General features: G+C 48.6%; 30 protein-coding genes. 5 read left to right on the forward strand and 25 right to left on the reverse strand.

Annotation, left to right across the window (positions count from 1 at the left end; translation table 11 throughout):
• Positions 1-524 precede the first annotated feature (524 nt).
• The 3 genes from Q0510_RS04890 to Q0510_RS04900 form a co-directional block, all read right to left on the reverse strand.
• Entirely contained in the window at positions 525-776 is a 252-nt protein-coding gene (locus Q0510_RS04890) for a hypothetical protein (protein ID WP_298708787.1), read from the reverse strand.
• 109 nt (positions 777-885) lie between these two features.
• Positions 886-1,515, reverse strand: coding sequence for a hypothetical protein (locus tag Q0510_RS04895; protein ID WP_298708789.1), 630 nt, complete (start codon positions 1,513-1,515; stop codon positions 886-888).
• A 10-nt stretch (positions 1,516-1,525) separates the two neighbouring features.
• Positions 1,526-2,134 (reverse strand): hypothetical protein, encoded by a 609-nt coding sequence (locus Q0510_RS04900; protein WP_298708790.1) that lies wholly within the window; start codon positions 2,132-2,134, stop codon positions 1,526-1,528.
• Positions 2,135-2,293: 159 nt separating this feature from the next.
• On the opposite strand from Q0510_RS04900, the gene Q0510_RS04905 reads away from it, so the two are divergent.
• The 5 genes from Q0510_RS04905 (at position 2,294) to Q0510_RS04925 (ending at position 5,789) form a co-directional block, all read left to right on the forward strand.
• On the forward strand, positions 2,294-2,740 hold the full coding sequence (locus Q0510_RS04905) for a helix-turn-helix transcriptional regulator (RefSeq protein ID WP_298708793.1): 447 nt from the start codon (positions 2,294-2,296) through the stop codon (positions 2,738-2,740).
• The gene (locus tag Q0510_RS04910; protein WP_298708795.1) at positions 2,737-3,144 is read left to right on the forward strand and encodes a hypothetical protein; all 408 of its coding nucleotides are present in this window, start codon (positions 2,737-2,739) and stop codon (positions 3,142-3,144) included. The genes Q0510_RS04905 and Q0510_RS04910 overlap by 4 nt, the downstream gene beginning before the upstream one ends.
• Positions 3,145-3,179: 35 nt before the next feature.
• The gene (locus Q0510_RS04915) at positions 3,180-4,742 is read left to right on the forward strand and encodes a hypothetical protein (protein ID WP_298708797.1); all 1,563 of its coding nucleotides are present in this window, start codon (positions 3,180-3,182) and stop codon (positions 4,740-4,742) included.
• Between the two features lie 182 nt (positions 4,743-4,924).
• On the forward strand, positions 4,925-5,356 hold the full coding sequence (locus Q0510_RS04920; RefSeq protein WP_298708799.1) for a hypothetical protein: 432 nt from the start codon (positions 4,925-4,927) through the stop codon (positions 5,354-5,356).
• Complete coding sequence (locus tag Q0510_RS04925; protein WP_298708801.1) at positions 5,337-5,789, forward strand: hypothetical protein; 453 nt, start codon at positions 5,337-5,339, stop codon at positions 5,787-5,789. Before Q0510_RS04920 ends, Q0510_RS04925 begins: the two co-directional genes overlap by 20 nt.
• Positions 5,790-6,013: 224 nt before the next feature.
• On the opposite strand, the gene Q0510_RS04930 is transcribed toward Q0510_RS04925, so the two are convergent.
• The 22 genes from Q0510_RS04930 to Q0510_RS05035 form a co-directional block, all read right to left on the reverse strand.
• Positions 6,014-6,241, reverse strand: a complete 228-nt coding sequence (locus tag Q0510_RS04930) for a hypothetical protein (protein WP_298708802.1) — start codon at positions 6,239-6,241, stop codon at positions 6,014-6,016.
• Between the two features lie 44 nt (positions 6,242-6,285).
• Positions 6,286-6,831: a hypothetical protein gene (locus Q0510_RS04935; RefSeq protein ID WP_298708804.1), complete on the reverse strand. Its 546-nt coding sequence runs from the start codon at positions 6,829-6,831 to the stop codon at positions 6,286-6,288.
• 58 nt (positions 6,832-6,889) lie between these two features.
• Positions 6,890-7,672 (reverse strand): DUF3560 domain-containing protein, encoded by a 783-nt coding sequence (locus Q0510_RS04940; protein WP_298708806.1) that lies wholly within the window; start codon positions 7,670-7,672, stop codon positions 6,890-6,892.
• Positions 7,673-7,689: 17 nt separating this feature from the next.
• A complete protein-coding gene (locus tag Q0510_RS04945; protein ID WP_298708808.1) occupies positions 7,690-7,899 on the reverse strand; it encodes a hypothetical protein in 210 nt (69 codons plus the stop codon).
• A gap of 48 nt (positions 7,900-7,947) precedes the next feature.
• Positions 7,948-8,157 carry a hypothetical protein gene (locus Q0510_RS04950; RefSeq protein WP_298708810.1) on the reverse strand — a complete coding sequence of 70 codons (210 nt, stop codon included), beginning with the start codon at positions 8,155-8,157 and terminating at the stop codon, positions 7,948-7,950.
• A gap of 10 nt (positions 8,158-8,167) precedes the next feature.
• Entirely contained in the window at positions 8,168-8,476 is a 309-nt protein-coding gene (locus tag Q0510_RS04955) for a DnaJ domain-containing protein (protein ID WP_298708812.1), read from the reverse strand.
• Positions 8,477-8,479: 3 nt separating this feature from the next.
• The gene (locus Q0510_RS04960; protein WP_298708814.1) at positions 8,480-8,719 is read right to left on the reverse strand and encodes a hypothetical protein; all 240 of its coding nucleotides are present in this window, start codon (positions 8,717-8,719) and stop codon (positions 8,480-8,482) included.
• Between the two features lie 58 nt (positions 8,720-8,777).
• Positions 8,778-9,095, reverse strand: a complete 318-nt coding sequence (locus tag Q0510_RS04965) for a hypothetical protein (protein WP_298708815.1) — start codon at positions 9,093-9,095, stop codon at positions 8,778-8,780.
• A gap of 152 nt (positions 9,096-9,247) precedes the next feature.
• Positions 9,248-9,724, reverse strand: coding sequence for a hypothetical protein (locus Q0510_RS04970; RefSeq protein WP_298708817.1), 477 nt, complete (start codon positions 9,722-9,724; stop codon positions 9,248-9,250).
• An 11-nt stretch (positions 9,725-9,735) separates the two neighbouring features.
• Positions 9,736-9,948, reverse strand: coding sequence for a hypothetical protein (locus tag Q0510_RS04975; RefSeq protein WP_298708819.1), 213 nt, complete (start codon positions 9,946-9,948; stop codon positions 9,736-9,738).
• Between the two features lie 438 nt (positions 9,949-10,386).
• Entirely contained in the window at positions 10,387-10,890 is a 504-nt protein-coding gene (locus Q0510_RS04980; protein ID WP_298708821.1) for a hypothetical protein, read from the reverse strand.
• Between the two features lie 8 nt (positions 10,891-10,898).
• Positions 10,899-11,399: a hypothetical protein gene (locus Q0510_RS04985; RefSeq protein WP_298708823.1), complete on the reverse strand. Its 501-nt coding sequence runs from the start codon at positions 11,397-11,399 to the stop codon at positions 10,899-10,901.
• Between the two features lie 87 nt (positions 11,400-11,486).
• Entirely contained in the window at positions 11,487-12,788 is a 1,302-nt protein-coding gene (locus tag Q0510_RS04990; RefSeq protein WP_298708825.1) for a hypothetical protein, read from the reverse strand.
• Between the two features lie 12 nt (positions 12,789-12,800).
• Positions 12,801-13,424: a hypothetical protein gene (locus Q0510_RS04995; RefSeq protein ID WP_298708826.1), complete on the reverse strand. Its 624-nt coding sequence runs from the start codon at positions 13,422-13,424 to the stop codon at positions 12,801-12,803.
• A gap of 33 nt (positions 13,425-13,457) precedes the next feature.
• The gene (gene traN / locus Q0510_RS05000; protein ID WP_298708841.1) at positions 13,458-14,264 is read right to left on the reverse strand and encodes a conjugative transposon protein TraN; all 807 of its coding nucleotides are present in this window, start codon (positions 14,262-14,264) and stop codon (positions 13,458-13,460) included.
• Between the two features lie 18 nt (positions 14,265-14,282).
• Positions 14,283-15,533: a conjugative transposon protein TraM gene (gene traM / locus Q0510_RS05005; RefSeq protein ID WP_298708828.1), complete on the reverse strand. Its 1,251-nt coding sequence runs from the start codon at positions 15,531-15,533 to the stop codon at positions 14,283-14,285.
• A gap of 9 nt (positions 15,534-15,542) precedes the next feature.
• A complete protein-coding gene (locus Q0510_RS05010) occupies positions 15,543-15,995 on the reverse strand; it encodes a hypothetical protein (RefSeq protein WP_298708830.1) in 453 nt (150 codons plus the stop codon).
• 4 nt (positions 15,996-15,999) lie between these two features.
• Positions 16,000-16,620 carry a conjugative transposon protein TraK gene (traK, locus tag Q0510_RS05015; RefSeq protein ID WP_298708832.1) on the reverse strand — a complete coding sequence of 207 codons (621 nt, stop codon included), beginning with the start codon at positions 16,618-16,620 and terminating at the stop codon, positions 16,000-16,002.
• Between the two features lie 39 nt (positions 16,621-16,659).
• Positions 16,660-17,727, reverse strand: coding sequence for a conjugative transposon protein TraJ (traJ, locus tag Q0510_RS05020; protein ID WP_298708834.1), 1,068 nt, complete (start codon positions 17,725-17,727; stop codon positions 16,660-16,662).
• A 14-nt stretch (positions 17,728-17,741) separates the two neighbouring features.
• A complete protein-coding gene (locus Q0510_RS05025; RefSeq protein ID WP_298708836.1) occupies positions 17,742-18,377 on the reverse strand; it encodes a TerB family tellurite resistance protein in 636 nt (211 codons plus the stop codon).
• A 29-nt stretch (positions 18,378-18,406) separates the two neighbouring features.
• Positions 18,407-19,054: a hypothetical protein gene (locus Q0510_RS05030; protein WP_298708838.1), complete on the reverse strand. Its 648-nt coding sequence runs from the start codon at positions 19,052-19,054 to the stop codon at positions 18,407-18,409.
• 6 nt (positions 19,055-19,060) lie between these two features.
• A partial coding sequence (locus Q0510_RS05035; RefSeq protein ID WP_298708839.1) for a conjugal transfer protein TraI occupies positions 19,061-19,496 on the reverse strand: 436 nt, incomplete at its 5' end.

Genomic DNA, 19,496 nt, shown 5'->3' on the forward strand with positions numbered 1-19,496 from the left:
AGAAAAGCAGTTTGAACGTCGATTTTTTTGTCTGCTCCATAACTCAAATGTTTAACGTTTAAAATTAAATTACATTGAGTTACAAGGAAACGTAGAAAGGGGTGCAAAAGGCTGAAATATAATCGGTTAAGCTATGTAGTTACCTTTGTTAATCGGTAACGAATTAGTAACCTAACCTTGTCATTTTAAGCCCAAAACCTATCAGACACCGACTTCCGAACTTAGACTACAACTTTTATAAAGCCTTGTATAGCAACGGTTCTAACCGTTTTGCCTATTTTTGCTTTTTACTAATCTTTTTTGCCAAAAATCATATAACATATTCCCCGGCTCCCACGTGGTAATGGGTATTACACGAATTACGGGCTTACGGGGATTGAGGGACATGGAGGGGCTAGTGTTCATTGGGTACAACTATTAATTGAATCCTGTAAAATTTCTATGACGCGGGGCAAAATAGCCTGTCTAAATTTACGTTTGAACCAATCATTGAGTTTTTTCCGTGGTAGCCATTGCGCAGTAGATTAACTGATGGTTTTAATACGTAGGTTCGCAGCCGCTGATGCCAAAGGTGACGGCGAACCATTCATAAGGGTATCCAGTTCCTCCCGTTTGTAATAGCCACTTGCATTTTTATAAACGCCCATTTCCTGGGCTTTTTTTGCCAGTTGCGACTTTCCCAGGTTGGTATATACCTGCGCTTCTTCCGGCTTCAAAAAGGGCTTAAAACACAGGGCTATTGCCCGCATTACCACCAGTTCATCTTTGTTTACCATAACCTTTTTTACCTGCAAAATGGCCTGGTCGCGGTGGTTTCTCTTACACCAAAACATACAGGTGTAAGAAAAAAACGGACGTTTTCGGAACTGGAATGCTAATATTTTCTTAATCGCTGGTAGTTGCTTGTAAAGGGCCTGCTTCGATCTTCCCGTCTTTGAGGTAAAGCAACACCCGCAGCTCTATAGGCGTTCCCTGTTTCTCAATGGATGGTGCCGGATTTGGGGGTACGGTTGTCACGAGTTTTTCCGTGAGGTAGTTGGTCATCGCCGGATCGGCCGTATAAAATTGCAACGCCTGCTGCTGATGCTCCGCCCGCTTATGGATCGGCGGCGGTAGTTTAGCAACAGCACCGTTTTGCTCAAACAGTAGGATAGCGTATTTATGCACCCATGAAAAAAAGAGGTTTTCCTCGTGGAGATACCTGGATACGGCTTCAAGGGTATGCAACCGGACCTGAACCCGACCCCACGGCTCGGTTGCCTGGGTGATCTGCTCCGCCATTGTTGCCGGAAACTCGTGTTCGTCGGGCAGAACCACCAGCAGTTCACAATCAAATTGCCAGTCCTCATTTCTTACGGGGGCTGAAAAGCAGTTGCGTTTAATCGAAGTACGGAGTTCACTGCTGCAACAATAGATAATCAACGGTTGCACCAGTTCTATCACCCGCTTTTTTATCTCATGCAGGGTGGTTTGTTCCTTGCCGGTAAGGTGGCTGATGGATTTACGTGTTTTCATGGTTAAAAGTTTAGTGGATGGATTTAAACCTGTTTTTCAGGCGGCCTTCGATATGAATGACTTCCCGCACATCGATCAGGTGTGCCGCTTCAACGATTTTATTGAGGTATAGGTATAGGGATAAAAAGTCTATTTCAACATCATCGTGCGCATTGTTGGAAAGGGAATAATTCAGCACTTCTTCCAGATCCTTTTTCCATTTGTCCAGGGGCTGGTGCTCAAAAAAGCGCGTAAACACCAGGTATGGATCGCTGAATTCTTTTTTGGAGAGTGAATGGGGCAGAAAATCCCATTCATCACCAGGCCGCCCCCCGAAATAGGTGTTTTTATTCATTATGTCTGATGCACTGATAACCAGGGGGCTTTTATGCTTTTGTTTGACAATCAGGTAGGCAGCGTTAATCAGGGATTCCAGCATTTTCATGTCAAAGAGCAGGTTACCGGGAGAATCTTTGCTGTACACTTTTTCGGAGTGGGCCGTTTGCAGGAGGCGCTTTACCAGTTTTCGGTAAAAGGTCATATCTGCAAAACTGAACGCTGCGGCAATCACCTGGAAGGGGTCTTTGATTTTTTCTTTATACCACAGTGAAGTAACCAGGTAGTCGTGTTTCTGTTTCATAATAAGGATAGCTTTGGGTAACTAAATTGGTTTATCTTCCAAGGTGCAAAATACCCCCTGTCGGTGCCGTAACCTACCGCCACCACCCGTACTTTACGGCAATACTTCTGGTTACGTGGAGGATTTTATATATTTGTAGGTACACAGAATTAACGCTTTATGGAAAATAGCTCCAAACCGTCTGCCCATGTGGGCCTGAACATCCGAAGGTTCCGACTGCTGTGGGATTACTCCCAGGGAGGACTTGCGCACATGCTGGAAGAAAAAACCGGCCATCCGGTAAGCCAGCAGTTTATCAGCGACTTAGAGGACAGGCGGGAAATTGCGGATGAACAATTATTACAGCAGATTGCCGAAATACTCAAAGTTACCCCGGAAGTACTTAAACACCTGGATATGGATTCGGCTGTACAGGTGTTTAATAATACATTTACCAACAACGATAATGCGCACCCGCAGTTCGCTACTCATATTCACAACCAGCAAACGTATATGTCACCGGTCGGTGAGCTGATTGAATTCTTCAAAAAAGAGCGGGAAGAATTCAAAAAAGAACGCGAAGAAATGAGAGCGGAGATTGAGCGTTTAACCAACTTGATAAAGTGACCGGGCAAGTGTTGGCTTTTCCGGATAATGGTGCAGAAACGGAAAAGATAAAGAGCCTATTTCTTGCATTGAGTAAGCAACCGGCATATCCTTTTCCGGCAGAGGGTAGTCTTTCAATAACTACCCAAATGGGTGTATATATTATTTACTACGGCGATTCGGTAGTGCATGTTGGCAATACCCGTAAAGGGAAAGCCGGAATTTGCCAGCGGCTAAAAGATCACATCTACGGCAGATCGTCGTTTTTCAGGGAGTTTTTGCGGCCGCGGGAACTTTCCGTACGAATGGGTTTTAGCTTCCGGTACCTGGAAGTCGCCGATGCCCGTGAACGGGTTTTACTGGAATCCCTTGCCTGTGGATTGCTTTGCCCCCTTCATATCGGTTTACATATTGTGCTGGACTGACTTTTACTATCCCTAAACTTTTCAAGTAATATTCTATGGCGGTTTTACCTATCACCCCTTATCAACCAATAACTGACCAGGCATTTACAGGCGAAATAGAAATCGAGTTGACCCCGGCCATGTTCCAAAATGTGGTTGCGCTATCAGGCAAATCCATGATTTTCTTCGACAGCTGTATGTTTAAGAAGATAACTATCATCTACGATCAAGCGCTTACGTATGATCTTATCGATATTAATTTCATGGATTGCTTCATTGAGAATATTGAAGTAAAATCCGCTGTAGGCAAGAACCTGGGCGTTTATTTTCATAATTCAATAATACCGCATGGTGGTTTACAAGAGGGTGAATTGCAAAGCGTGCAACTGACGAACTGCATTACCAATGGCTTTTTTATTAAGAATGCAGGCTTAGTACGTATTGAATATGTTGAATATACGGTTTATCCCCTCCGCTGGCGGGCGCTGCTAAGAAAGCTCGGAAATAAAGAGCAGTTTAATAAGGTCCTGGAACACAAAGTAGCCTATCACCTGGAAGATATTGAGCAATTACATGTAGAAGGCAAACCTGAAACAAACGGGGCGCCTGGGCTTTACCAGACTGCCATCGATAAAGAAAAGGAATATCGCTACCGGTACCGGCTCTCCGCCAGTGAAAAAGCGAGCATGAACGTTAATTTAAATATTAAGTACAGCAGTTCGGATAAAGCCAAAGTTACTGCGGTAAAAAATATCTACCTGCGCTCCCTTTCGATGCAAGGCACTGCCAGCGGTAAAATAACGGTGGAAGATTGCACCATCGACCGGTTATACCTGGGCAAGTTGGTACCTAAAGGCGAACTGGTTTTTTACTATATTACAACGCAGCAAAAAAGAGTGGCTATAAGTGAATTGCCCGGCCCCGATGCCGTGGGCAAGCTGGACGAAGTATCGAAAGTAGAGATTCATCAATGTACGCTGGATAATACCTGGTTCGATAATTTCGATTTTGCCGCTTACAGTAGTGTTTCTCTTTTCCGTACACGGTTTTCCAAAACGATCTTTTCAGCCTGCAATTTCCCGGATGATTATAAGCAGTTCGACAATTTCCTATCGGTAGAAAACATACACTATCCCCATAAAAAGAAGGATAACTACCATAAGGACATGTACGAAATTTTCCTACAGCTGCGCAAGGCCCTCGAAGCCACCGGCAATTTCCAGGAATCCTTGAAGTTACACGCCGTTTCCAACGATGCGCTGCGGGAAATTAAGCGGCTGTCCTGGTGGGATGCCAGAATACTTTGTATCAACAAAATTTCCAATAACCACGGTATCTCTTTGAAAAAAGCCTTTTGGGGATTTTGGATCAGTTCCGCAGTGGTGTACATTGTCTATCTGCTGACCCTGGGGCGGATTTTCAATTGCCAGGCGGCATTTGACCCCTCGCTGATCGGCTATTACTTTGCGTTTATCGATTTAACCCACCGAAACGATTTCCTGGTATCGAAAGGAGATTTCGGACATTTTACGTTGGCCGTTGACTTTTTAGGAAAGGCGGTAGTGGGCTTTTATATTTTCCAGTTTGTAGCCGCGTTCCGTAAGTACGGGAAAAAATAAGGCCCCTTGCCGGGGCCTCCTAATCAGTTCCTTTACCGAAACCTTATCCTATGAAAGTGGGAATATAAGCATTTCTGCACACCTGTAAACATTTTCTGCGATTTCTGTGTATTTATTGATCTGCCTCACCCTTTTATAGACCCCGTTGCTCTATATACTGGTAACCTCTTTAATTACATGAAATGACCTTTAAACGGTTTTATTGGAATAGCCTGCTTATCCTGGCTTTCGCCGAATTGGTACACTGGAGCTTAAAGATCGGTTTTGCTGTACAGGAAACGCTGGCCGCTCATTGCTGGTTCACGCTGGAGATAACGGGTATATTACTGGTGTTATATGGCTTGTTCTGGCTGTCGCATTGGAATGATTTCACTACCCAAAGAAAGCGGCCTGCCGCATCGCGCATTGTGGCGGCGCACATCCTGGGGATGGTGCCTTTTTATGTGGGCCTGGCGGTGTATTTCCGTTCGCTAAACCCGGTCCGCTGGGATCTGGATTGGTACGGCTTCACGGCTGCTTTTTTGGTGCTGGCGGTGGCCTCTGGCGGGCTCCGTAGGTTGGTCACCAAGGATTTTAAAAAAGCAAAATTTGTTCATGCTGACAGAAATATTTGAAAATACCCCGATACGCGGCGGCTGGAAGATTTTCTGGACCTGTGTAGCAGTGTACGTGGTGTCCTGGTGCCTCTCGATAGATATTTATTTGCTGTTGAAGGTGCTGGCTGGCAAGAGGGCGTCAATAACCTTTCTTTTTTTGAACCCGTTATGTATGGTTGCCTTGTATTGGGTGCTGAACGGATACTGGGGGTTAAAAGCATGGATCGAACAGATGCTGGCAAAGGTAATAGGCCGCAAGGTTTCGTTTTGGCTGGTGGCGGTTGGCGGATTGCTTTTCATGCTGGGAACTATTGGACGTACGACTGTTAAATATAAACAATGGCTGACGGAAATACCGGTGTGGCTGATCCTGATCTTAGTGGTGGATACCGCGTTTAATGTCTGTGCATACAAGGCACTGTTATACGGTGATGTGAAGCGTCGTCTGTAAGGGGCATAACGGGTGCCAGGTGATGGGCGACCGACTGATGCCACCTGCAGAACGCCGCTTCTTTGCTCCTTTCTTGACGGACTTTCAAGAAAGGAGCTGCCCGGTAGCCTACAAGTGTTCCATATAATATAGTGATCTCTAAGGGAGAACAGCGGCCCGGCAATCCGTTTAAAAAGACGCGCAGCAGAAATATATCTGCTGCACGTTGCTATTGGTTATTATGCTTAGTCGCTTATGATGGGCAAAATGCACCAATCATAAACCTGGTCCTCTTTGTTGTGGTAAATGCTCATATCGGCGGGCGTATTAGCCAGTAAATGCAGCATGACAAAGTGTTGCTGTTTATCTTCCCCGCTGTCGCAGGTGGCAAATTTTATAAAGCCCTCTTTTTTGAGCTCCTGGCGAATACGTTCCGTTGAACGCTCTATGTCGGTTTCAGTTATGAGAGGCATGATTTCAAAAGTAAAGATTTTCCTGAAAAAATACATCCCGTTCTTTATGGCTGGCGAAAGGTTTCCAGGTACCGCCGGCGAAGCGCTCCCAGCATTTCGGCAATGGTAAGCGCCGATAGTGGTAAGGTTTCCAGCATGGCTTTGATACCTGTTAGGGAACGTTCAAAAAAAGCGCCGCTGGCTTCCAGATCGATGCCGTACATACTCAGGCCGGACCCATCAAATAACGGGGTGCTGTCCACCACCAACATAAAGAGGTGTTCAAAATCGGGCGCTCCCGTAATTGGGTCCTGGTTCATAAAAAACAGCAGTTCCGGGCAAGCCTGTACAACCGAATGCATAAAGCGACGTACTTCGGGTAGGTCGCAGACTTCGCGGGGATCATCGTCGTAACCTTCAAACGTCAACATGACCGATGCCCGGAAGCGCAAAGGATCGGCGTACAGGAATTTAAAAAATTCAACGGCCGGCGCGGTGGTGTGGGAACGGATCATTTCAACCGGTACGATCAAAAATGTTTTAGAGCCGGGCTCCATTTTCTTTAGAATGGATCTATCCCAAAAGGATAAACTTAGCAGGATTATAGGCATTTTTATATGTTTAAAAAGTGAAGAAAGGCGGGCGCCTTTCCCGGCGCCCGCTGTTGAATCATTCGGGATTATATGCCCGTAAGAAAGATTTGGCGGCATAAAATCCGGCATTGTTGAGCAGGCGCTGCCAGGCCGTTTCTTCGCGGCAAAATATAAAGCCATTGTGGCGTAGCGCTTCGCGCACTGCTTCGGCGGGTTTGCCGGGGAATATCAGTTGTATGCGGTTGGCTTCTACATTCTGCACTACCCGCACCCCTTTAAAAGTAAATTCTTGTGTGGTGAGGGCTGCCAGTTTTTCCAATTGGGCAATCCGCTGTTTGGTATTGCGTATGACGGCATTGTTATTACTTAACCGGTAATGCGGAAAGCCAATATCCCAACGATTGGTGGAACTGGTTAGCTCGGTCCATAGCGCTTCGGTGGCGCCGGGGAGTTTTAAGAAAGCAGCTTTGTCGTTTTTCTTGATAAACTTGTTGGTTTGCTTCATAAAATCCTGCATCGCCGTGAGGCGTTCCAGCTTTTCTTTGAGCAATGCCAGAGCGTCCGGGTTATCGGACGATATGGCGGTATTGCTTTCGATGGTTTCCGCCTTATCTTCATAATAAGCGGCTTTGTCGGTCGCTTCTATGCTCTTGCGCATGTTGTTATCAATCCTTTCCAGGTCGCGGCGGTGGCGCTTTTCGGAGTGGTGGCCGACCAGTATTGGCTGCCCCGGAGGAATGAAACTACTGATCTCCCTGGCGGCCTCGTAACGGCGGGTAGATTCCTGCTCATTTTTGGCGGCCTGCTCTTTGGCGTAATCAATGCGCCGTTGCTTTCTTTCGTGATAATTGTGTTTCATAAACTTGTTTTTTTGTTTTAAAAATTGGGATGACGGAAATAGTGGGAAGTGCCGGTGCTGGGCTGTTTGCCGGTGGTTAGTCTTACTTCTGCTTTGTAAAAGCAGGCGGCGCGAAGGGCGAGCGCTTCGGCTTTTTTGCGGCTTTTAAAGCGCCTGGAATATGCGGGGATAAAAGCCCAGGGCGTACGGTAGCCCAGCACGATTATTTGATAGTGGTATGTTTCCATGTGAAAAGGTGCGCCTATGGCGGGCGGAGGCGCGGCCGCTTAAAAGTGTTAGCGTTTCTTTTTTTTCGGTGCGCGGACTTTACGGATGCGCTCAATGGCGCAAAGCGGGCAGCCTTCCACGCAAAGCAGCCGCTGAATGGCCGCCATCAGCCCCGAAGCGGGGCCGATGGTTAGGTGGGTGGTACCGTAATCGTGGCGAAGGGTAAAGCGATACCAGGCCAGCCCGTGCGGGTGCTTTAGTTGTTTGTTGTTACGCATAGCGGTTGGATTAACTGGTTAAAACGGTGTAGGCCGCAATGATTTTTTTACTCATTTCTTCCGCCTCCGCGGCGCGGTGCTGGTTGCGGTCCGGGTGCCATTCCATCATGAGCCGCCGGAATGCTTTTTTTATCGCGGCAGCGGTAGCGCCTGGCGGTACGTCCAGTATGTCGTGCGGCGTTTGGGGCTGGCCGTTAAAAAAGGCGGTGGCATCTTCCTTGCTCATGCGCTCTTTAAAGGCGCCTTTCCACTCGTGGGCATTGCCGTAACCGTCGCCGGTGTCATAGGTTTGATAACCGTCTAAAAATGATTTTGCCATGTGTTAGTGATTTATGATGTTGACTTCAAAGGGTTGTTCTTTGCCGGGTAAGTTGAGCGCGTCCAGGTGCTTGCAATGGCGGTGCGCCTTCCAGCCGGGGCAGCTGCACGCCCAATGTCTTTTTTTGATGTTTTGGGCGATTACGTAGAGGCGGTTAGAGCTGGCGCTCTTGATGTTGAACCGGTTTTGCCATTGGTCGTTATCCGGTAATTGCAGGGTTGCATTTACATAAATGGTAATCATGATTGAAAATTTTTTAAGTGTGGGAAAATGAGGGGCGCCGGGGCGCCCCCCGGTTGCGTTATTGTAAAAAGCCTTGCTCTTTGATGTTGCGGAGCCAGATATTGGCGAAATAGGTTTGATCGGCTTGCTCGCGCGGGTAGTAACCGCCAAAGGTGGAACCGTTAAAGCGTACGCTTTCGCTGTAATGGCCGGTTGTATCCTGGCGAAAGGATGCCGGGCAGATAATGACCGTTTTAGGGTCGCAGCCTTTGGCGTAGCCCATAACGATAAAATCCATCGCGGGATCGTGCATAGTATCGCCGTATTGCAGGAAGGTGTGCGCAAGCTGGTACAGGTCCGCGGTGTGCTTGCCGCCGTTACCGTGTAGGGGTGACATTTTGGAAAGTATGAGGGGCATAAACCCCTCACTTGAAAATTTATGAGAAATGGCGGTTGCTTTTTCCAGCAGTGTGCAAAACACTTTAGTAGCGGTACGATTTAAATTTTTCATCGTGTATTATTTTGAAGTGAAAAAATGGAAGTGCGTTTTTAGTGGGCGAGCAGGGGCCGCGTGTTGCGGGCAATGGTTTGGCTTCCGTAGCGGTTTTTGATCTGCTCTAATGTGAGGTTACCGCCGTGCAAACATTTGTATTCTTCCGGCCGGTAGTACCAGCATTGCTTTTTGGAGGCGTAGAAAAGGCCGGCGGCTTTTAGCTCTTTGCGCACGGCGTAGGTGTTGCCGGATACCCAAATCCAGAGGCCCACCAGTTCAATGATGACGCCTTCCAGGTGAATGATTTTTTCGAGTGTTTCGCGGTAGCGTTCCGTTTCGGTGATCGCTTCTTCTTTCTCGGCCTCGGAAAGATCAGCACCGCGGTAGATGGCCGCGCAGGCTGCCGCGTAGGCTGTGTTAATGGCTTGCATGGTAGCCGTATCGCCGCCCCTGTCGGGGTGGTGGGTTTTTGCCAGTTCGCGGTAAAGTGCTTTTACTTCGTCGATGGTGGTGCAATGTTTAAAGTAGTTCATGACGCGGGTTTTTATGCAGTGAATAAGGTGAGGTGTTGAGCGGTGCGGGTGGGGTCAATGCCTTTGCGCGAATGTTTACGCGCCAGGTGGTAAACCATTATATCCGCATTCTGAAAAATGGCCCATGCGCTGGTGAGGGCCTTTGCGCGGGAAATGTGCCGCGTGCGCTGGATCTGCCAGCTGGTGCGCATGAGCGCGACGAGTGAAAAAGTTTGTCTGGTCATAATGCTATTTTTTAAAGTTTTTTAAAGCCGTAGTGAACGCCTGCCGCCTTCCACATACCCGTAGCGACCAGCCAATTCACGGGAGATGCAGGAGAACGAGGGCTTTAAAAAAAAATACTACCCCGGCGATGGCGCCGGGGCAGTGTGCGGTGGATGAACCGCGGTGAAGCAGGTGGAGAGCGAATGAATGCGAAGGGGTGGAGATTTTTTTTATTGCCCTTGTTCGGAGGCATCTCCCGTGCATTAACTTCGCGAAAAGGGTGAGTGAAAGGCCATAGCTAGCACGAATTGATTACAGCACATCGATTGCATACCGGTAAGCATAAAAAAAGGGCGCTATCCGTCTTCGCGGATGCGCCCCTTACTTATCCCTGATTAGGTTGTATTTCTAACCGGTTGCACTCCTGCAGAGCCGGTGTCCTCTTCCAACCTAATAGCTTAATTCAACGTAATACCACTACTGCCGTCCGGCCGAATCAACCGGACAAACAAATGCTTTTTTAATGTTTTTACTTCCTGCCGGATCAGTTCCCGCGTAGTAGCGGACAAAAACGTTCTTTCATCTTTATGGAGGTTCGTTTCCATAGGAAGATACAGGCCGCTTTTCTTTTCAAAATCTTTTATACTGATGACGGCTGTATTGATATTCAGATAAATTCCTTCGGGTAGCCGTTGCCGTTTGTCTTCCGGCATATAAAGTTTCGTTGCCAGTAGTTCATTGCGGTGCTTGGCAACGGCCAGTTCCTGGATAAACGCAGGCAGTTTAAAGTTGAGCGCCAGGTGCGGCACCAGCATGCGCATATCAATTTTTTCCATCCAGGCCACGGCGTGTTTCAAGCTGTGAAAACTATCTACAATGATGGATTGCGAAGGCATCCCTTTTTCATTGTACCACATCTTTTCCAGATTGCGCACCGAACACACTACATCGTATTTCATCATGCAACGGATTATGGTTTTAATGAGGAATTACGATCCGCCTTTACACTGCGCGTTGTATTGCGGTAATGTTTATTGATGATAGACTGCTGTTGGTTGAGCAGGTCCGCTTTGGTATGCAGCAGGAAGTGTGCCTCCTGCGGCCCCAGCGCCTTGTACGAGGACAGCGGAAAACGCGCCAGTTTCTCAAAACTATCCAGGGAAAACGTCGAGGGTTGTATGTTAAGGTAGATACCGGGAGGCATGCCGATGTTTTCGTACTGGTCAAAATAGCGAACGGTAAAGACCACGTTCCTGCTGCCATCCAGTACAGCAGCGGTTTTCATCTGCCGGGAAAGTGGCAGTTCACGCGCCAATTCGGGAACAAATTCACGCATATCAATGGCCTGCACTGCTGCCATTGCTTTATGCAAGGAGCGATACGGAGTGAAGGCTTCCTTTGGCGGTATGGTTTCAGTGGCCGCTGGCGGCTCCGGGTCATGTGAATAAAACTGAATCGCAAGAGTGTACATACAACCGCCGCTACAACAGCGGACAGACGATGAACGGAGCGTCGCAACGGCGGATGAAAAGCAAACAAACGCCGACCTCCCAAAAAATCAGGCGTGTCTGCCTTGGCTTTTGCCAGTGTTGGCCTTAACTTCCCGTGCTTTTTTGCCTGACCTGCCGTTGAGTTCTTTGGCACCTTTTTGCCCTTCCTGGCGGGTTTGTTCAGCGGCCGTTGCTTTCACCGAATTTTCGGCCCCTACGCCCGCTGTTTCCTTAACGGTTGGATTGTCCGTAACAACGGGTTCGGTGGCCTGGATGGAACCGGTCTGCTGCTCTCTTTTTTTTTGTAAGGTATTTTCCCTGTCTACCGGAACGGACGTTTTAGGCTCAAAATGTTCCGGCGCTTCTTTCTTTCCTACTACGACACTGCCCTCGGCTGTTTGAATAATAACCATAGGATCTTTGCGGTAGTCGTTATGGGGTAAAATTCTGCCTGTTTTTAAGGACGTAAGTTGTACACTGCCACCAACAGGATCGGCTTTGATGGAAATCCGGGCGTCACCGGTTTTATTGAGGTTGTTCACGATCATGGTGCCGCCCTGGCGAAGTTCGGTTTCCAGGAACTTGAATTTCGCAGCATCCACCACTTCCACGAGATTCAGGCTTAACAGTTTTTCGGTAAGCGGAAAATCGTTTGCCGTTTTCATCTTTGTTGACCCACTTTCATGCAGTTGGTTGAATTCAGGTTGTACCCATACGACAAAGTTGTTTGGCTCACCTTCTGGCGCTTTTTTATACAAGCGTTTCTGTACATAGGAATTCTCTACCGTTAACAGGTTGAACATTTCAGCAGGTTGCAGCCGGTAGTAAGAACTGAACGTAGCTGAAACAGTATTGTCCTGCAATACCTTTTCTAGGCCGGCAGCGCGTTCGGGGCTTGGCTCAAACTGCGTGATCGGGTTGTATTTCGCGGCGATCACATCGTAAATTTCCGGCGCTTCATTGTGCAGCAGTTGCATTTTCTCGGTAATCTGACGGGCGTGTTCAGTAGCGCGTTCCTGGTAGAGTTCCTGGGCGTTGGGCTGGCTCATATCTACCGATGGCGGATATTGCAACAAAAACTCCATTTCCTTGAAATGATCGGTAGCGGCGATTTCCGCAGGTACCTTTACATCCAGTATAGCCGCTTCCACCGCGGCAAGGCTGTGGCGTTCCAGCTTCTCGTTATAATCTACTCGGATTTCCATATCCATGTACTTATCGCCGCGCTGAAAAGTATCATAAACGGCGAATTGGGAAAGTCCATCATTGATGGCCGCCCGAACATCTGTTTCATGACGTTCACGGGGAATGCCCATACGATCAAATTCCTGTAAGAGCTTTTCCACCTTTTCTTCCGTGTTCTGTTCCATAAAGCTATTTTTTTAAAGTGATTGTTTATTGCTGGCGCCTACTGCCTGCACGGTGCGCTGCCGGTGTGTTTTTTTTAATGCCAGGCGGTTTTGATGGTTATTGGTGAATGATACCTGCGGATTGTCCGGTCCGGGAATTGGGGTGGACCGTTGATGCTGCACCGGCGCCGGTGCAGGAAGCTGCATAGGTGCTTGCTCCTGCGTTTGGGTGGCGGCGTTGTTGGGTGTCTGTGCGCCGGTAGCATTGCGGCTTTGCGCGTAATCCACCTGCGCAGTATTCAACACATCCTCCCCGAAAGCATTTTTACTCCGCCTGTTTTCAACGGTACGCACGGCAAGGCCCCAGGCAGCGACAGCCACTTCCTGCGTACGTTCTGCAACCCTTTTGATGAAGCGCAGTACCGGGTTGGGGGTTAGTTGCTTTTCCAGGTCACGGACCTGGGATTTTAAGATATTGCGGTCGTCCTTTTCTTCGTTGGTCAACTTCATGCCCCTGGTTTCACGCAGAGTACGTTTCCAGGCTTTCAGTTTCACCTTCGCAAAGGCCCTGTCATTTACCAGCTTAGGCCCATAACGTTGCTGGTACCGCTTTTCACGGCCTTGCCAATCTGCCATCGCAGCATCAATGCGGTTCATACGCCACAGATTTAATAATGAGGAAATTGATTGTTACCGCAGGGAACGGGCGCGAAGAATATGCTTGCCTTTAATCTTCAATGCCAGGTGCCGGTCGCCGTTTTTCTCAAAGCATTCCATTACAAATAATTTGTTGTCGGCAATGGTGAATTGATCCATCGCCACTACAAAATTGGCCGTAGTATGCGCGGCCACCGTAGGATGCTGGGCAAAATAGCGCGGCAGTACTTCCTTTTCCATCCGGGAGGACCGTTTGGCTTTGGTCTTATCGCGGTGGTAAGCACGAAGGAAGGCGAGTGAAAAAGGAATGTTGGAATGGTTGGATAAAGAAAACTGGAAAAACAACACGCCGCCCTTGGAATAAATACCGTTCAATCGCATTTCCATTGCATACGCTCTTTTGGCCGGATGCCGGGTAATGGGCGCCAGTCCTGCGATCAGTTCCGATTGTGCCTGTACTTCCGGATCATTGAGCGGGCGCTCGGTGGCAGGCGGCATATTCAAAGGTACTTGCGTAAAGTTGTAGGCCAGTTCAAAGGGTGACGGATGATAGGAAACACTTACCGAGTATATTTTATCGTCTTCGGTAAACACCGTTAAATTGGTTTGCTGGAAGTTTTCTTTAACGGCTTTCACTTTGAGGACGTTGCGGGCGTTTTTAACCGGTTGAATGATAATATCGGCGCTGCCGCGATCAGCATCTTTGATGGCAGCGGGAAATACCAGCATGGTAGTGGTATTGCTGCCCACCTGGATAATTTGCGGATAAGGTGGTACTTGCGCCTCGGCGTTAAAAAAACCAGCAAACAGGATCATTATTACTACAAACAGCACTTTCATCTTTTTCACGTTTAATGATTAATTGTTATTGGAATTCATGAGCAGTACGGGATGATCGGCCTTCACCGTTACCCGCACGAGCTTTGTTTTTTTCGATAAGAACGATTTCACCGTTTCAATGCCGGCCGATGCTGCCTGTGCGGTGATGGAAGGATCAAGGGAAGACATTTGCAGCGTTTGCAATGCTTCATCGGCCCCCTGTTTAGCGGCGTCCCTGGAAATGGCACCGGGTATGTGGATACCCTCGATACCATCGAGTGAAAAAACGGTCAAGTCCACCGGGAAAACCGCGTCCTGGTAGCGGATGTGTTCAATGTGGATTTGCAGCCGTTCGCCGTTCAGGCTGGCAATGCCCGAAACGAATGTGCCGGTGGGTATCAGTTTGCCTTGCAAAAACAGGTCTTGCGTCGTACGCAGCTTTACATTGGCGCCGCTGACCAGCGTTTGATTCTCGTGGATGACCGCGGTAATACCGTTGTTAGAAAAGTCGGGGGCCGTTTCTTCCAGGCCATAGAAGCCAGATACAGCGGTACGGGTAGCACTGATCCGCGATAGTAATTTTTTGCGGGTGGTATCTTCTGCCAGCAGGTCATCCAGCTGGCGGTTATCCTGGTTAAGCACCGGGAAAACCTTGTCCTTATCTTTTGCAGAATTGGCCTTTAGTTTATCGCGTACCCGGTCGGGATGCTGTATGTCCAGTACTTTTTCCAACATCCCATTGAGTTGAGCGAGTTCAGGATCTCCGCCGGTAGCGGCAGTATTACCACTAAGGCTTTGCATCATGGCTTCCAGTTTAGCCATATCCTCGTCCTTTTGCTGGTACATCGTTTCTGTGGGCGACCGTTCGGGTTCGGCTGCTTTGGGTGGTTCGGTGCGTAGCTGCTGTTCCAGCTCTGCAAGTTTTTGGCGCACCTTCCGTTCATTCGCGTCGTCCGTACCGGAATAGGCAGGCGAAGCGGCGGGTTGATCGGAAAAAGGACTGATCTCCGCCGGGTGATGCTGGCTATCCTGGCGGAAAGGATCGTTACGCATTTGCTCTGCCAGCGCCTGGGAATCTTTATCCGCCTGTTGGTATAAGCTCATTTTATCAGCCGGTGCGTCTTTGAGCAGTTGCGCAGAAGGTAGGCTGGCATTGATGCCCTGCGCGTTTGCTACGGGTGCGGCCTTCCCTTTTCCGCCACCGAGCGACCAAAACAGAAAGGCCACAAAAGGAAGTACGAGTACCGGTACGACCATTAAAAATCTTTTTTTTCTTTCCCACTGTTCCATGTTCACTTGTTATTGATGATTAAATAGTTTTCTAAGCACTTCGATACTGTCGGCCAGGCCGGGGCGCCCGCGGAAGTAGTCTTGTAGTTCTGCCCGCCCTTGTTCTGTTTGCTGCATACTGTCAATGGTATGCAGGTAAAGGCGGACGGCAAGGGTGTCGTTCTGTGTTATGGGCGTGTATTCGCTGGCGTTAGGCTGAATAGCAGGCATGCGTACCGGTTCAGCAGCTACCGGAATAGACAACCCCGAACGGCCAGGTGTTATGCCTGATAGAAAGATCAGCACGCACACGCTACAGGAACAAATCATGAAGATGGCAAGGCTCCACTTTTTTTGGCGGTTGGTAAGGCGGGCTTCGCGCTGCTGCATCCAGTTTACCCATTTCATTTGCAACCAGGTAATGCCTTGTGCAACGCGGATGGCAAGCAGTGATGGCGGTCTGTTTGTTTTCTTTCTCCACATGGCCTTATCGTTTAGTGATTTCCAAATCCCGGTTTTCCAGTGTCGTCCAGCGTTCGATCAAAAAGCCGTGCGGGTTGTTATCGCTGCGTTCCTGCAAATCCCGGATATAGCCTTCGGTGATAAGGCTGCGGGTGGCGATGGAGGTAGAACGGACAATGCGCTGTTTGCCGTAATAGCGGAAGTAGTACGGGTAGTTGGTGGTGTTGACTACAATACTATCGGGCGTAATATCCTGGCTGATATTGGCGCTCACCACCTGCATGTAATACCCTTTTTCAAGCAGGTTGTCATATTGGGATTTGGCACTGTTATCGGCCAGGTACAATGCACGTTTCAGGTTTTCGGTGATTGCCTTATCATCGGGTGATAAGGTGAAAAACAGGTTATGAAATACCTTGATGTGGTCGCGGGCTTCCACGGCGATGTTATCTTTTTTGCTGCTGGCGAATGCTTCAATGGCTTTACCATCGGATATGATGTAAACGCGCTGCTGCGCTGCATTCGCAAAATTCAAGGCGTAAAAAAGGGCATAACAACTGATGATAACATTTGCCAGGATCAGCACCAGGCTGAATAAACGGACATGTTTAAACGCGGTGTCCAGATTCTTTAATTGATGGAACATATCTTACTTCACTTTATCGGTCACACAATACTGTTCATGCTAAAAAGACACTTTGCCGGTAGCTACTGCGGCAGGCCCGCCAAAGGCTACGCTGCCGAAGGATTGGGTTGCTTTCTGTTGCAGGGCGCCACCGCCGCCTACGTGTACGATCTGGTCGGCAATACTGGGCACGGTCGTATAGGCAATGATCCCTATCAACATAAAAATGATGTAGCCGAGGTCGTAGGTGCTAAAAAAGGTGGTGCCGGTTTCCGCCAGGTTTTTTAAATCCATTTTTAAAATGTTTTCCTGTATGGTACCGAGTACCGCGCCCAGGATATTGGCGACGGGTAACCATAAATAAATATTGATGTAGCGGGCCAGGTACATATTGAGCGTGTGCTGAAACCCGTCAAAGACGCTGATACCGAGCACCAGTGGCCCCAGCATAGCCAGGATGATTAAATTGAAGGTTCGCAGTGTGTTGATACAAAGCGCTGCCGCCGCGTAGACAATTTGAAGGATGATGCTGATGATGCGCTTAATGTCATTGGTGAAATTGTAGGCCATCTTCGCCATTACAAATTCCATCGAGTTGCCGATCTTTTCTACCCAGCCTTCCTGCTTAACGTCCGGGTGTGCGTACTCCATCCACAGGGACCGGTCACCGGTGCCGCTTTCGCCTACCAGTGCTTTCCACTGGTCGCTCTTGCGCATTTCGGCTTCTTTCTTTTTGAACAGTTCTGCTATGGCCTTATCAGAATTATCTACCAGTTGCGCGGTACCGGTAACGATAGGATTGAGCGCACCGTTCATGACGGCCAAGACCTGCGGGAACAGGGTTATTGCCAGGCCGAGCGCAAACGGCCGGAATAGCGGATAGAAGTCGATGCTTTCCGCGCGGGCGATGTGTCCCCATACGCGGTAAGCGATGTACCAGATGGCCGCAAATCCAGCTACGGCGCGGCCTACGTTAATCAGGCTGCCCACTTTGGGCAGCATATCCTTGTAGAGTGTTTCCAGGACGGATTGAAAGCTCTTTATATCGCCTGCTATTCCCTGTGCCTGGGAAAAAAAGGGAAAGCACACTGCCAGCAAGAGCACGCCGGCGCCCACACAATATTTCATACCCACTGTTTGTTTTAATTTTTAAAATTGTATAGCCCGTTGAGGTTATCGATTTCCACCTTCTCCTTTTTCTTTTGCAGGTACAGCAGTTTCGCTTCTTCGTTGAACTGCCGCAGAAACGTTCTTTTTTGTTTCATTTCCACGTAAATGCGGTCGATGGCGCTCAAACGTTCTTCATCGGACATGCGTAGTTGATTGGAAGTAATGACCATTGTTAATTCTTCCAGGTTGGTAAGGCTGCGTTGAAACAGGTTGCTGTACACAGCATCGAGATAGGCCAGATTACTTTCAGAAAAGGCCCCTGAATTTTTAAAATGCCGGAAGGCTGCTTTGTATTCGTCCAGAATATCGATCTGGTAACTGATAATATCCGGGATGCGCTGGTATTTGCGCACTTCGGGAGATACGAGGTAAAGACCATCTAAGAATGCCTGGTGTAATTTATAATTGCCGCTGGCAACGTCTTTCACCTTATTGTACCCTTCGGTAAGAACTTTGTATCCCTTGTACATCTGTTCAAGGATCTGCTTGAACTGGGTGAGCTTTTCGATGTTCAGCGCGAGTTGCGCCAGTTCAGCCGCTTGCGCGTTGCTTCGCATCGGAACAGACGCCAGCAGTACCAGGAACACGATGCTATATATGCACTTCATGGATTGATTTTTTAGGCGTTGAAAAATGATTACTGTGCGGGTAGGTTATACAGTTCGCGCATGGCGCCGATCTCCGAAAGCTCTTGCAACCGGCTGCGGTCAATAAAACCGACATGCTGGGATAGCGTGAAAGCGGTTTTCGCCTGCTGGTTGCTGGTGAGGTATAACTGGTCAATGCGCCGCAGGCGTTCATCATCGGTCATTTCATACTTGCCGTTGAGGATAACTGCGGATAACTGATCGATGGTTTTGGCAACCTCGGTAAGCAAGGCCGTGGAGATTTCAGAAGCGGCGGCCAGTTCACCGGCGGCGAAGCGGGGGCTACTTCTGGCCTGGCGGATACTTTGATTTGCCACCTGAATGATGGTTACCTGGTTGGCGATAATATCAGCCACCCGCGCATATTTTTTCACCTTGGGGTTAACGGTTTTCAGCCCCGTAAAGAATACAGTATGCAAAGAGAATTCGCCGTTCTTGATGGCATGGATGGTATTGTAACCACTCTTGGCGATCTCATACCCTTTTTTGATTTGAGCAATTTGCGCCTGCAAGGCAACGATTTGCTGAATCAGGTATTTTCGTTGCGTAGCATTTTGCCGCAACCATTCATTAACACCCTGTCCGTGCGAAGCCGTTACGGCGCACAGCAGTGCCAGTACTAACACACACACTTTCATACAACACTATTTTATTCCGTACAGGGCTTTTAATCCCATCACTTCTGTTTCATCTTTTGCCCGCTGCATACTGAGCAAAGCATTGTTGCGGTTGAATTCCAGCAGGTGACTGAAATTGCGGTCGATGCGCTCACCGGCGGCAGCAATGAGTTCCAGGCGTTTGGCATCGGACATTTTGGTAGCCAGCGCATTGACCACCAACAGCAGTTCGTCAATGTTTTTCAGGCTTTCATCGAAAATACCCTGGTAGATGATGCCCATCTGTTCAATCTCCTGCGGTGTGAAGTTTTTGTCCCGCTTGAACAGCGCGTACGCGCGTTTGTATTCATCCACCAGGTCGATCTGCCGTTGTATGATGGCTTTCACGCGCCGGTAGTAGGCAATGGTGTTGCGGACTTTTTGCAGCTCTTCGTAATACTTGGCGTGTTGCTCGCGCTGTTTG

It is taken from the genome of uncultured Chitinophaga sp. (assembly GCF_937874145.1).
Lineage (GTDB): Bacteria > Bacteroidota > Bacteroidia > Chitinophagales > Chitinophagaceae > Chitinophaga.

What these genes read in the sequence shown, in the direction of transcription:
- Q0510_RS04925 (WP_298708801.1), top strand. Translation starts at nt 5,337, where the DNA reads ATGCTGACAGAAATATTTGAAAATACCCCGATACGCGGCGGCTGGAAG.
- Q0510_RS04985 (WP_298708823.1), bottom strand. Translation starts at nt 11,399, where the DNA reads ATGTACACTCTTGCGATTCAGTTTTATTCACATGACCCGGAGCCGCCA.
- Q0510_RS04900 (WP_298708790.1), bottom strand. Translation starts at nt 2,134, where the DNA reads ATGAAACAGAAACACGACTACCTGGTTACTTCACTGTGGTATAAAGAA.
- Q0510_RS04895 (WP_298708789.1), bottom strand. Translation starts at nt 1,515, where the DNA reads ATGAAAACACGTAAATCCATCAGCCACCTTACCGGCAAGGAACAAACC.
- Q0510_RS04940 (WP_298708806.1), bottom strand. Translation starts at nt 7,672, where the DNA reads ATGAAACACAATTATCACGAAAGAAAGCAACGGCGCATTGATTACGCC.
- Q0510_RS04960 (WP_298708814.1), bottom strand. Translation starts at nt 8,719, where the DNA reads ATGATTACCATTTATGTAAATGCAACCCTGCAATTACCGGATAACGAC.
- traM (WP_298708828.1), bottom strand. Translation starts at nt 15,533, where the DNA reads ATGGAACAGTGGGAAAGAAAAAAAAGATTTTTAATGGTCGTACCGGTA.
- Q0510_RS04955 (WP_298708812.1), bottom strand. Translation starts at nt 8,476, where the DNA reads ATGGCAAAATCATTTTTAGACGGTTATCAAACCTATGACACCGGCGAC.
- Q0510_RS04920 (WP_298708799.1), top strand. Translation starts at nt 4,925, where the DNA reads ATGACCTTTAAACGGTTTTATTGGAATAGCCTGCTTATCCTGGCTTTC.
- Q0510_RS04930 (WP_298708802.1), bottom strand. Translation starts at nt 6,241, where the DNA reads ATGCCTCTCATAACTGAAACCGACATAGAGCGTTCAACGGAACGTATT.
- Q0510_RS04905 (WP_298708793.1), top strand. Translation starts at nt 2,294, where the DNA reads ATGGAAAATAGCTCCAAACCGTCTGCCCATGTGGGCCTGAACATCCGA.
- traK (WP_298708832.1), bottom strand. Translation starts at nt 16,620, where the DNA reads ATGTTCCATCAATTAAAGAATCTGGACACCGCGTTTAAACATGTCCGT.
- Q0510_RS04965 (WP_298708815.1), bottom strand. Translation starts at nt 9,095, where the DNA reads ATGTCACCCCTACACGGTAACGGCGGCAAGCACACCGCGGACCTGTAC.
- traN (WP_298708841.1), bottom strand. Translation starts at nt 14,264, where the DNA reads ATGAAAGTGCTGTTTGTAGTAATAATGATCCTGTTTGCTGGTTTTTTT.
- Q0510_RS04935 (WP_298708804.1), bottom strand. Translation starts at nt 6,831, where the DNA reads ATGCCTATAATCCTGCTAAGTTTATCCTTTTGGGATAGATCCATTCTA.
- traJ (WP_298708834.1), bottom strand. Translation starts at nt 17,727, where the DNA reads ATGAAATATTGTGTGGGCGCCGGCGTGCTCTTGCTGGCAGTGTGCTTT.
- Q0510_RS04915 (WP_298708797.1), top strand. Translation starts at nt 3,180, where the DNA reads ATGGCGGTTTTACCTATCACCCCTTATCAACCAATAACTGACCAGGCA.
- Q0510_RS04975 (WP_298708819.1), bottom strand. Translation starts at nt 9,948, where the DNA reads ATGACCAGACAAACTTTTTCACTCGTCGCGCTCATGCGCACCAGCTGG.
- Q0510_RS05025 (WP_298708836.1), bottom strand. Translation starts at nt 18,377, where the DNA reads ATGAAGTGCATATATAGCATCGTGTTCCTGGTACTGCTGGCGTCTGTT.
- Q0510_RS04980 (WP_298708821.1), bottom strand. Translation starts at nt 10,890, where the DNA reads ATGATGAAATACGATGTAGTGTGTTCGGTGCGCAATCTGGAAAAGATG.
- Q0510_RS04990 (WP_298708825.1), bottom strand. Translation starts at nt 12,788, where the DNA reads ATGGAACAGAACACGGAAGAAAAGGTGGAAAAGCTCTTACAGGAATTT.
- Q0510_RS04945 (WP_298708808.1), bottom strand. Translation starts at nt 7,899, where the DNA reads ATGGAAACATACCACTATCAAATAATCGTGCTGGGCTACCGTACGCCC.
- Q0510_RS04950 (WP_298708810.1), bottom strand. Translation starts at nt 8,157, where the DNA reads ATGCGTAACAACAAACAACTAAAGCACCCGCACGGGCTGGCCTGGTAT.
- Q0510_RS04970 (WP_298708817.1), bottom strand. Translation starts at nt 9,724, where the DNA reads ATGAACTACTTTAAACATTGCACCACCATCGACGAAGTAAAAGCACTT.
- Q0510_RS05010 (WP_298708830.1), bottom strand. Translation starts at nt 15,995, where the DNA reads ATGTGGAGAAAGAAAACAAACAGACCGCCATCACTGCTTGCCATCCGC.
- Q0510_RS04995 (WP_298708826.1), bottom strand. Translation starts at nt 13,424, where the DNA reads ATGAACCGCATTGATGCTGCGATGGCAGATTGGCAAGGCCGTGAAAAG.
- Q0510_RS05030 (WP_298708838.1), bottom strand. Translation starts at nt 19,054, where the DNA reads ATGAAAGTGTGTGTGTTAGTACTGGCACTGCTGTGCGCCGTAACGGCT.
- Q0510_RS04890 (WP_298708787.1), bottom strand. Translation starts at nt 776, where the DNA reads ATGGTAAACAAAGATGAACTGGTGGTAATGCGGGCAATAGCCCTGTGT.